This is a genomic window from Paenibacillus sp. EKM206P, from assembly GCF_011066155.1.
GTDB classification, from domain to species: domain Bacteria; phylum Bacillota; class Bacilli; order Paenibacillales; family Paenibacillaceae; genus Paenibacillus; species Paenibacillus polymyxa_D.
The window spans coordinates 1-12,316 of the sequence record NZ_JAAMNQ010000022.1 but is presented as its reverse complement, the minus strand read 5'-3'; the positions used below and the strand labels follow the sequence as shown (position 1 = coordinate 12,316).

Annotated in this window: 2 protein-coding genes and 1 rRNA gene; all 3 read left to right on the top strand. The window is 47.4% G+C overall.

All coding sequences use genetic code 11. The features are described from left to right. Nucleotides 1-17 precede the first annotated feature (17 nt). On the top strand, nt 18-9,380 hold the full coding sequence (locus G9G53_RS25015; protein ID WP_165150823.1) for a non-ribosomal peptide synthetase: 9,363 nt from the start codon (nt 18-20) through the stop codon (nt 9,378-9,380). 12 nt (nt 9,381-9,392) lie between these two features. Then, complete coding sequence (locus G9G53_RS25010; RefSeq protein WP_165150822.1) at nt 9,393-10,646, top strand: MFS transporter; 1,254 nt, start codon at nt 9,393-9,395, stop codon at nt 10,644-10,646. A gap of 652 nt (nt 10,647-11,298) precedes the next feature. Further along, nucleotides 11,299-12,316: ribosomal RNA gene (locus G9G53_RS25005) — 16S ribosomal RNA — on the top strand; the annotation flags it as partial.

Here is a 12,316-nt window from a genome sequence, read left to right as displayed (position 1 = left end):
ATTGAGGGGGAAATCCGATGAGTAAAAGGCTTGAAATCGAAAAAGTGGCCAATTTAACGCCTTTGCAGGAGGGGATGCTCTTTCATACAGTGATGGAGCCGGAATCACAGGCGTACTATGAGCAAGTACGAATGATCATCCGGGGTGAACTGAACCTGGAGGCTCTGCAAAAGAGCTTCGAGACTCTGGTGCAGCGTCACGAAACGCTTCGTTCGAATATTTATCATAAAAGTGCTTCCCGTTCGCGGCTCATCGTGTTTAAGGAACGAAATCCAACGCTTCGTTATGAGAATCTGACGAATATTCCCGAGGCAGAGCAAGCAGAGGCCATTCGCAGCTACGCAGACGCAGACCGAAACCATCGTTACGATCTGAGCAAGGATTTGCTCATTCGTCTGGCTGTGCTTCAAACCCAAACGAACGCATATACGCTGCTTTTAAGCTTTCATCATATTATTATGGACGGCTGGTGCCTCGGCATCGTTATGGACGAGCTGTTCGCGGCTTATGAAGCACTGAAAGCAGGGAAGCCCGTACAACTGCCGACACCGCAGCCCTATACTGGCTATGCCCGCTGGCTGGATAAGCAGGATAAGGAGGCGGCGAAGGAATACTGGCGGTCCATCCTGAACGACTATGATCAGCCAGCTGTGCTGCCTACCCTACCTGTAGCCCATCCGCTCCAGCCAGATACCGGGTACTTGCTGCATGAGCATAAAATAACACTCACGGATGAAACAACCCGTCAATTACGGACGGTGGCTGAACGCAACGGAACAACCCTTAGCAGTCTGTTTCTGGCTGCATGGGGAGTGGTGCTTGGAGGATACAACCAAAGTGAAGACGTCGTCTTCGGCACCGTTGTTTCCGGTCGACCGCCGGAGCTTGAAGGTGTTGAACAGATGTTGGGACTTTTCATTAACACCATACCGGTACGAATCAAATTGGATGCAGATCTGCCATTCTCAGATCTGCTTCGCGAAGTGCAGCGCAGCGCGATTCAATCACGGGCATATGACTATTTCTCACTCGCTGAAATACAGTCCCAGTCAGCACTCAAGCAGCAACTCATGGACCATTTTGTTGTATTTGAAAACTACCCGCTGCAGGATATGGTTGGCCGGCCTGATCTGAAGGAACGACTTGGATTCGTCGTGGAGGACGCTCAGCTGTCCGAAGAAACACCTTACCACTTCAACATCGAAGTGGAGGACGGAAAAGCGCTGAGCTTTATGCTGTCCTACAACAACTATGTTTACAGCGATGAAGCGATGACACGGTTAGCTGGGCATTTGGAGCATGTTCTCCTCCAAATTGCACGTACACCAGAACTCCTGCTGGGGAACATTCGTCTGCTGACCGCTACAGAAGAGATGGAACTCACCAATGTATGGAGCGGGCCGATTACCGACTATCCTGCTGGAACGTTTCATGGAATATTTGAGGCGCAGGCAGAACGTATCCCGGAACAGACCGCCGTCATCTACGAAGACACCGCACTTACCTATCATGAGCTGAATGAGAAGGCTAATCTGCTTGCTCAAGCACTGCAAAACCGTGGGGGCAAGCGTGAGCATCTCGTCGCCGTGATGCTTGAGCGTTCAGCAGACATGATTATCGCTGTGTTAGGGATTATGAAGGCGGGAGCTGCCTACGTACCTGTCGATCCGACCTACCCGAAAGAAAGAATTGCTTACATGCTTCAGGACAGCGGAGCTACGATTATGCTCACGCAGTCTTCCTTGACTGAACTATTAGCCGATGTGGATTTTGCGGGGGAAGTGCTGGACTTGCCAGCGTTACTTCAACAGGCTTCACAAGCGGAGCATTCCCATCAACAAGCGCCTATCTACGCACCTATTCATGATCCCGAGGCTTTGGCCTACGTCATTTACACATCGGGAACGACGGGCAACGCCAAAGGCGTGATGATCGAGCATCGCCATTACGTAAATACGGCGTGGGGCTATAGAGAAGCTCACCAGTTAAAAGAGTTTCCCGTCAAGCTCCTTCAGATTGCCAGTATGTCGTTCGATGTCTTTGCCGGTGATCTGGCCAAGACATTCGTGAACGGAGGCACCATGGTCATTTGCCCACAGGATGTCCGCAACGATCCCCCAGCTTTGGCCCAGGTTCTCGAACAGCACGAAATTACGACGTTTGAAGTTCCACCAGCCTTGTTGACGCTGCTTATGGACTATGTATATGAACACGGTACAGATGTCAGCGCCATGAAGCTGCTTACTACAGGCGCGGACAGCTTTGGCGTTGAAAACTATCGGACGCTTTTGAATCGCTTCGGCGATACGATGCGCATCATGAATACCTACGGTGTAACCGAAGCGGCTATTGATTCCAGCTTTTATGAAGAAACAGCTGAACGTTTGCCTCCATCAGGTATCGTCCCGATTGGAAAGGCACTGCCGAATCATAAAGTATATATCGTGGATGAGGCTTTTCGTCCGCTCCCTGTCGGCGTAGCCGGGGAGTTGTGTTTGGGCGGCGCTTCTGTGGCCCGCGGTTATTTGAACCGTCCTGACCTGACGGCGGAGAAATTTGTACCGAATCCTTTTGTAAAGGGAGAGCGTCTGTACCGCACCGGAGATCTGGCACGCTGGCTGCCGGATGGCAACATTGATTTCATCGGTCGGATTGACTTTCAGGTGAAAATTCGTGGCTACCGCATCGAACCTGGTGAAATTGAGTCGGCCTTACTCCAATTGGATGAGGTACGCCAAGCGGTGGTCACGGATAGAACGGATAAAACCGGACAAAAGTATTTGTGCGCCTACGTAGCAGGTACAACCGACAAATCCTTCTTGCGGACAGAGCTTGCCAAGCAGTTGCCAAGCTATATGGTGCCCGCACATATTATCGTGCTGGATCAATTACCTTTGACCCATAACGGTAAAATTGATCGACGTGCGCTTCCAGAACCCGAAGATTTTGTGTTGACCGACGTCGAGTATGAAGCGCCGCAGAGCGAACTGGAGCAAACACTCGCTTCCATCTGGGAGGAAGTCATTGGCGTTAAGCCGATTGGTCTGCGCAACAACTTTTTCGAGCTTGGTGGCGATTCTATCAAAGCGTTGCAAATCGCAGCCCGATTAAACGCGAAGGGCCTCAAAATGGACATGAAGGATTTGTTCCGCCATCCGCAGATTGATTTGATTGCTCCTTATATAAAAAAAGTAATTCGGACCATCCCGCAGGGGGCGGTACAAGGTACAGTGGAGTTGACACCGATCCAATGGGAATTTTTTGAGCATCATCGTATAGAACGTCATCATTACAGTCAGGCTGTCATGCTCCAGAACCCCGAAAGATGGAACGAAACCTGGCTGCGAAGCGCCGTGGACAAGCTGACCATGCACCATGATGCCTTGCGCATTACCTTTGATGAACGTGAAAAAGAACCTGTCGCCTATAACAGAGGCACAGCCGAAGGTGAACACTTTACATTGGAAAGCTACGATTTTTCACATGCTGACCAGCCTGAGGAAGAAATCGCGCAGCTCACTGACGCGTTACAAAGCAGTTTTAATTTGCGTAACGGCCCGCTTGTACGTTTGGCTTTAATTCGGCTGCAGGAATCCGATCATTTGTTAATCGTCATTCATCATCTTGTCGTAGACAGTGTGTCGTGGAGAATCCTGCTGGAAGACTTGGAAACAAGCTACCAACAGTTAGCTAACGGTGAAAAGCTACAGTTACCCGCCAAGACCGATTCCTACAAAGAATGGGCAGCACGTTTGTCCAAGTATGCACAAAGCGAGCTGGCGCGTCAGGAAATCAGCTATTGGAATACGGTAGAAGCTCGTGAAATACTTCCGCTGCCAAAAGATCATGAGGTTCCAGATAGCTTGATCCGTGACGTGCGCAAATCCGAAGTGACACTCAGCCGGGAAGAAAGCGAAAACCTGCTAAAACATGCGCACCATGCTTACAATACAGAAACAAATGATATTTTACTGACGGCGCTAGGACTGGCTTACCGGGAATGGAGCGGACATGCTGAAATTGCAGTCCAGGTGGAAAGTCATAGCAGGACGGAATTGATTAAAGACATTGACGTATCACGTACAGTTGGCAGGTTTACGTACGTGTATCCGTTGGTGGTAAATGTGAGCAAACCCGAAGATTTGGCCCATCAAATCAAGCTGGTTAAGGACAATTTGCGACGCGTACCCAACAAGGGTTTCGGCTATGGCATTTTACGCTACTTGACCGACAGGGAGCAGCAGAATAGGGTAACCTTTTTTTCTGCCAAGCCACCTGAGATAAGCTTTATCTTTGACGGAGAAGCCAGAGAAGGTACGACATGGCGTACCTCGCCACTATCCACGTTTGCCGGTACTGAAATCAACCCTCTGACTAAAAAAGCGCCCAGCTTTGATATTCATTGTGCGGTGGCTGACGAAAGACTCCGCATTGTATTCGAATACAACGCACGTGAATATGAAGCATCGACGGTGGAGCGACTTACAGCCAGCTTTAAGAATCATCTGATCGAACTTATTCGCCATTGCTGTGCCAAGGATACAGCAGAACAAAGCCCGACGGATTTTACATATGGGCAATTGTCTCTGGACCAGTTTGAAAATATTGCAAATCGCTTGTCAAATAAGCTGTTAAACCACCAAGTGAAAATTAAAGATCTCTATCCGCTATCCCCGATGCAGGAGGGAATGCTATTTCATTCCATACTTGATGAAGAGTCAGAGGCTTATTTCGAACAAACGATCATTACCATTCATGAAGCTATGGATACCAACCTAATCAGCCGAAGCTTACAAAAGCTGATTGACCGATATGATATTTTCCGTACGGTATTCATGTATAAGGAGGCGGATCGTCCGCTTCAGGTTGTACTGGGGGAACGATTAGCTGCTCCTGTCCATACCCAAGATGTGCGTAGTTTACCGGATGCGGAAAAGCACAGACGACTTCAAGCCATTTTACAGGAAGAGCGGCAGAGAGGTTTTGATCTGGAAAAGGAGGTTCTCATCCGGTTAGCGCTTGTACAGTGGGATGAGGACACCTCAAAGCTCATCTGGATCTCTCATCATATTATTATGGACGGCTGGTGTCTGAGGGTGGTAGCCAAAGATTTTTTTGATATTTACACATCGCTTCGGGACGATACTCCTTTAAAATTAGAGCCTGTCCAGCCATTTAGCAGCTTTATTCAGTGGTTGGAAAGACAAAATAAAGAGGAAGCAGCAGCATACTGGAAACAATATGTGGCTGATTTTGAAAATGAAACTGTCGTGCCCGGCTATACTCAATCCGTCGATCCTTCATTTCAGGTAGAGCAACTCATATGCACATGGGGAGAGCAGCTGACCCAAGGCATGGAACAAATCGCCAAGCAAAACCGTGTCACCGTCAGCACCTTATTTCAAACCGTTTGGGGCTTATTACTACAAACGTACAACAACAGTAAGGACGTCATTTTCGGGTCTGTTGTGTCGGGCAGACCTGATGAAATCCCCGGTATAGAAAATATGGTCGGATTATTCATTAATACCATACCCGTACGTATTAAAAGCTCCGCTGAACTGCGGTTTTCCGACTTGCTTACGTCTATACAGGATTCCTTAATGGAGTCCAATCGGTATTCCTATTTTTCCTTGGCTGATATTCAAGCCCATAGTGTACTAAAACAAAACCTGATCCAGCATATTGTCGCCTTTGAAAACTTTCCCGTTTCGGAAGAACTTACTGGATTAGAAAAAAAAACCAAAGCACTCCGTGTTGGTGAAGTAGAGGATATTGAACAGACGAATTATGATTTGAATGTAATCGTCATGCCTGGGCGCGAGCTGGAAATCAAATTTAGCTATAACGCGCTGACGTATAACAAAAATGCGATCAAACAATTGGCTGCTCACCTCATCCAAATGATGGAGCAAGTTATTCAAAACCCAAATATCCGGGTTTCGGAGATTGATCTATTGACAGCGGAGGAAAAACAGCAGCTCTTATTTGATTTTAACGATACACGGAGACCGTATCCATCGGACCACACCATACATCACGTATTTGAAGAACAGGCTGAGAAAACACCGGATGCAGTAGCTATTGTATTTGAAAATCGTGAGCTAACCTACCGCGAATTAAATAAAAAAGCTAATCAGCTGGCCTCGAAGCTGCAGAAACTGGGTGTTGCGCCGGATACCATCGTAGGCATTTTGACTAAACGTTCACCAGAAATGATTATCGGTATTCTTGGTATTTTGAAGGCGGGTGGAGCCTACTTGCCATTGGAGCCTTCTTATCCGCAGGAACGGATTATGTTTATGCTTCAGGATAGCGGTAGCGAAATTCTGCTAACCCTATCCGACAAGGGAAAACAGATGCACACTTTCGATTTTTCCGGTACAGTTCTGGATCTGGCCGACATCAGCTCCGACGACTCCGACGACTTCATTTTTTCCGAATCGACAACGGCAGACGATCTGGCCTATGTCATGTATACATCTGGCTCAACTGGACGTCCCAAAGGTGTCATGATTGAACATCGGAATGTCATACGGCTGGTGAAGAACACCAATTACGTACCATTTGCCGAGAACGAACGCATTTTGCTGACCGGGGCGCTCGTGTTCGATGCCTGTACCTTTGAAATTTGGGGAGCATTGCTGAACGGATTGCGTTTGTACATTGTACCGGAATCCATAATCTTGGATGCTGTTCAGCTTGGTGAAGCGCTGGATCGATATCATATTACAACGATGTGGCTGACATCGCCCTTGTTTAACCAACTCACACAGCATAAACCAGATCTCTTTGCTTCTCTAAAGCACTTGCTGGTGGGCGGGGATGTGCTTTTACCTGGGATCATTAATACGGTTAGAGCACATTCTCCGGGACTGAACGTTATCAACGTCTATGGCCCCACAGAAAACACAACATTCTCTACTTATTTCCCGATTGATAAGGAATATAACCGCATTCCTATTGGTCGCCCAATTGGCAATTCAACTGTTTATATTTTGGACTCTTCAAGCAGGCTGCTGCCTATTGGTGCTCAAGGGGAAATTTGTGTTGGTGGGGATGGTCTGGCGCGCGGCTATCTAAACAGGGATGATCTGACCCAGCTAAATTTTGTCCCTAATCCATTCATTCTGGGCGAAAAAATATATCGGACAGGTGATTTGGGCAGATGGCTACCGGACGGCAATCTGGAGTATCTCGGACGGATAGACCAGCAGGTTAAAATCCGCGGATATCGTATTGAACCCGGCGAAATTGAAACCCAGCTCATGAAACATGATGCAGTTCGGGAGGCGCACGTAGCGGTAAAAAGCACGAAGGATGGTCAAAAAACGCTCTGTGCTTATATCTCAACCGACGTACCGCTATCCAAGAGTGATATGAAGACCCATTTGATTGGCCAGTTGCCGGATTATATGATTCCTGCCCAGTATGTGTTCCTGCCGGCGTTTCCCCTGACAACGAACGGTAAAATCGACCGCCAAGCATTGCCTGAGCCAGAAATGACCAGCGGTTCCGATATGGAATACGTTGCTCCAAGAAATGAAGTGGAACAACAGTTGGCGAACCTGTGGCAAGCGGTGCTTGGCGTTGAAAAGGTCGGCATTGACGACGGCTTTTTCGAGCTTGGAGGTCATTCATTGAAGGCCATTCAACTGGTATCGAAAGTACATGAATCGAACATTCCGCTGGATATACATCAATTGCTTCAATATCAGACAATAAGAAGTTTGTCTGATCTTTTACAACGTGTTGAAGAGGGCGGAGTGAACGCGGATACGCTCATTGCGAAAGCTCAGGAGGTTGAGCGGGCTATTACAGAAGCGTTTGGTGTACAGATCTTTCTTCAGACTGTTTCCACCGATAATCAAAACTATTTGTTCCTGCAAGTGGAGCCTTTTCACGTAGAACAAGTTCAGGCAATCTCAGAATTTATCCAATCTCATATCCATCCAGACCTGCACCCGCATTATATCGTCCGCTGGGGAACCGACGAACCAGATAGAATTCTCGGAGCTATACCGACAAACGAAGAACAAGAAACCTTACTTAAACAACAGGCCGATGTATGGCTTGCCAGCATTGCTGAGTTAAATACTGAGTGGAATACCAATATACTAAGTCTGAATGCTATTGGGCGCTATCCGCTTGCACCAGCTCAGCATTACCATTTGCAATATTTTACAGGCTCGGGTATGGCTGTGCAGTTAGATAGCTACTTGAACACCGAGCGTTTGACCGTAACGATTCAGCGGCTTATTGAACGCCATGAATTGCTAAGAAGCGTACTTGTTCAATCATCCGGAGCATGGGAATGGGAGTTGCGTCCAGTTCCAGAGCATTTTTCTTTACCGACTGTTGATCTCTCCGGTCAGCCGGTACAAGCACAACGCAGGCTTCTTTCTTCCATTGCTTCTAAGTTATTTTTAGAACCTTATAAACTTACACAGTCGCTGCAGTACCGGATCGTCCTGATTCGCTTAAATTTGCGGGAACATCTGCTATTGCTCCCTTGCTCGCACATCATTTTTGATGCTACGAGCAGCGACATCCTGCGCAGACAACTCCTTGATGAATATCATCGTCCGCAGCAGACGGCACATGCGACAGAAGAGGTGCAATACCGGGAATATGTAAACCATATCCGCCAAGGCCCTCAAGGAATCGGGGATCAGGAAATCAGCGAGCAATTCAAACTCCAAACGTTTGGTGAGAATAATGATCGTATCCATGTGCTGACCGAAGAACGCAACTATGCGGACACTACCAGATATCGTTGGGAGCTGAATTTAAGCGACATTTCAGAGCAGCACGGCGCTGCGAATATGTGGGATATTTCGCTTCAAATGGCTGTACGTTTTTTCAGCAGCTATTTCCAACTCTCTGATGTTCCGCTTTGGATTACTAATTATGGAAGACAATATGGCGACCGGAACTATTTTGGAACCGTAGGCGAGTGTATTGATCATATACCCGTTGTGCTGCAGGAAGATGACTCTGAATCCTATGAAAAGAGTATCCATACCCACCTGGACTTTGCTTCACGCTATCATTTGAACTTTTTCAATCTGATCTTCAATGCTGAAATGGAGAAAGCTTACCCGGTATCCAGCAGCATTTTGAAAAAAGGACTTGAACAGCTGCCTATCGTATTCAACTATTTGGGTGAGGGACGAGAGGATGCAGAATTGCTCGACAATCTGCATACCGAAGGCACACAGGCCAATGTCAACAAGGTTATTTTTTTTGAGTCAGAGCATGTAGGGGATATTCTGAAAATCTCACTTACCATTCCATATCATGAGAACGACCAGTATATTCATCAAATCTTCCAGACTGCTAGTGACAGGCTCTTGAATGCTTTGACCATTTTGCAGTAAGGAGATGAAGATGTGAACCCATTGTTTAAGGATAGCCGTTTTATCCGATTTTTTGCATCTCGTACTTCTGCCAATATCGCAGACAGCATTTATTCTATCGTCCTGCTGTATTTTGTTCAGCAATCGACACAGTCGGTGGCGATGACCAGCTTCACGTATACGGCCGTATCTGCGGCGTCGATTTTCAGCTTTCTCGTGGGTCCTGTGGTGGACCGTTATTCACCGCCTTTGTTAGCCAGTATCGCCTTGTTTACGCAGGCTGTGCTAATTTTGGTCGTCCCATTTCTCATTCAGGACGGGATGGTCAATCTGGTCGCTATCCTTGTTATTGTCTTCATTGCATCCTGCTTCTCCACACTGTTTTATCCGGCCAATAGTAAAATGCTGCCGCAATTGATAGGCTCGCCGGATTTGATTGTCCGGGCGAATTCCATGATTTTGTCGACGGATCAGGTTATTAATATTGTCGGATATCTGGCTGGAGCCTCGCTCATCATCGCAATGGGGATGAAAAACACGTTTTTTCTAGCCGGCGCGATGCTGTTTCTGGCAGGCTTTGTATATGTCAGGCTCAACAAGCAAATTGATGCTCCTCCGGTGGAAGACACGAACGGAAGGAGTTCGCTAAAGCTCGTGTACTATTTGAACGAATTGAAAGAAGGGTATCTTTTTGTAAAACGGCACACCTTCCTGAGAATTATGCTTCCGTTCTTTGCGCTGACAAACTTTTCGATGGCGATCTTGGTCATAGCCATGCCTTCTATCGCAGTATCCTATGGCTCGCCGATCTATTACAGCTTGCTGTATGTAGCCTACTTTATCGGTATTTTCATCGGTTCCTTTCTGGTCAGTGTATTGAAAAAGAACGGCATTACCATCGCGGTTTCCTGGGTAGCCATGGGATTGGCAATCTATGTCTTTTCCCTTGTGCCCGAGATGTGGATGAAGCTGCTGGCAGCTCTGTTATTAGGAATTTTTACTGGCATCATCAATGTGCTGCAAACGTCTTTGATTCAAATTATTACACCGCTGTCGTTACTGGGACGTGTTACAGCCTTTTTAAACACCTTGTCGAATGCGGCTCTGCCATTAGGGGCCTTGATTGGAGGGGCGCTAGCTTTACGTTTTTCTCTGAGTGAGGTTCTTTTTTTCAGTGGACTGATTACTGTACTATGCGGATTGATTATGTTTCTGGTTAAGGATATCCGCCAGTATCAGATTCCTTCTGGAGAGATTGGAGGAGTTGCCCCTTCCCACAATTCATAAGCCATGCATGCCAATGCCAGGTTCTCATCATAGAACCTGGCATTTTAGTATGTCTGGCCTCGCCATGATAAGGCTTTATCATAGACAAAGGTAAAACTATCGTTACATTTGGACACCAAAGGAGATACAAGATGGCTGAGTCTTTTAAAAAAATATACACAGCGAATTTTCTTCGCTCTTTCGGTGAAAGAAGTATAAACAGCTTATAGCTCGTTTGATACCCAGGGATTTATTCTTCAAATCATGGACGAGACGTGGGATGGGCTGGAGCTAAAAGAACGAATAAATCGGTATAATTAACATGTAGTATTCAGCAAACCTAAATGATATATTATTCATCCGGCCGTAAGATAGGCTGTGATGTAATGGTTCAAAAATTCAAAAGATCGTCTATGAGTTATTATTTACCAGTAGTATGAATCACCAAAGTATGATATATTAATTGTCCGGCCCAAGAAAAGCCGAATGAGAAAATTGATCTTTGAAAACTGAACAACGAGTGAGTGCGGATTTTGCTTGCAAAATCCAACGCTGAAATTTTGGTACATGCCATCCAGGCTGTATAAAATGGATGCAAACAAGAGATATTTTTTATCTCGTCAGTTTCAAAATGAGCTTATCGCTCTTTCTATAAACCAGCTTCGGTTGGTCTTTAATGGAGAGTTTGATCCTGGCTCAGGACGAACGCTGGCGGCGTGCCTAATACATGCAAGTCGAGCGGGGTTATTTAGAAGCTTGCTTCTAAATAACCTAGCGGCGGACGGGTGAGTAACACGTAGGCAACCTGCCCACAAGACAGGGATAACTACCGGAAACGGTAGCTAATACCCGATACATCCTTTTCCTGCATGGGCGAAGGAGGAAAGACGGAGCAATCTGTCACTTGTGGATGGGCCTGCGGCGCATTAGCTAGTTGGTGGGGTAAAGGCCTACCAAGGCGACGATGCGTAGCCGACCTGAGAGGGTGATCGGCCACACTGGGACTGAGACACGGCCCAGACTCCTACGGGAGGCAGCAGTAGGGAATCTTCCGCAATGGGCGAAAGCCTGACGGAGCAACGCCGCGTGAGTGATGAAGGTTTTCGGATCGTAAAGCTCTGTTGCCAGGGAAGAACGTCTTGTAGAGTAACTGCTACAAGAGTGACGGTACCTGAGAAGAAAGCCCCGGCTAACTACGTGCCAGCAGCCGCGGTAATACGTAGGGGGCAAGCGTTGTCCGGAATTATTGGGCGTAAAGCGCGCGCAGGCGGCTCTTTAAGTCTGGTGTTTAATCCCGAGGCTCAACTTCGGGTCGCACTGGAAACTGGGGAGCTTGAGTGCAGAAGAGGAGAGTGGAATTCCACGTGTAGCGGTGAAATGCGTAGAGATGTGGAGGAACACCAGTGGCGAAGGCGACTCTCTGGGCTGTAACTGACGCTGAGGCGCGAAAGCGTGGGGAGCAAACAGGATTAGATACCCTGGTAGTCCACGCCGTAAACGATGAATGCTAGGTGTTAGGGGTTTCGATACCCTTGGTGCCGAAGTTAACACATTAAGCATTCCGCCTGGGGAGTACGGTCGCAAGACTGAAACTCAAAGGAATTGACGGGGACCCGCACAAGCAGTGGAGTATGTGGTTTAATTCGAAGCAACGCGAAGAACCTTACCAGGTCTTGACATCCCTCTGACCG

What these genes read in the sequence shown, in the direction of transcription:
- G9G53_RS25015 (WP_165150823.1), top strand. Translation starts at nt 18, where the DNA reads ATGAGTAAAAGGCTTGAAATCGAAAAAGTGGCCAATTTAACGCCTTTG.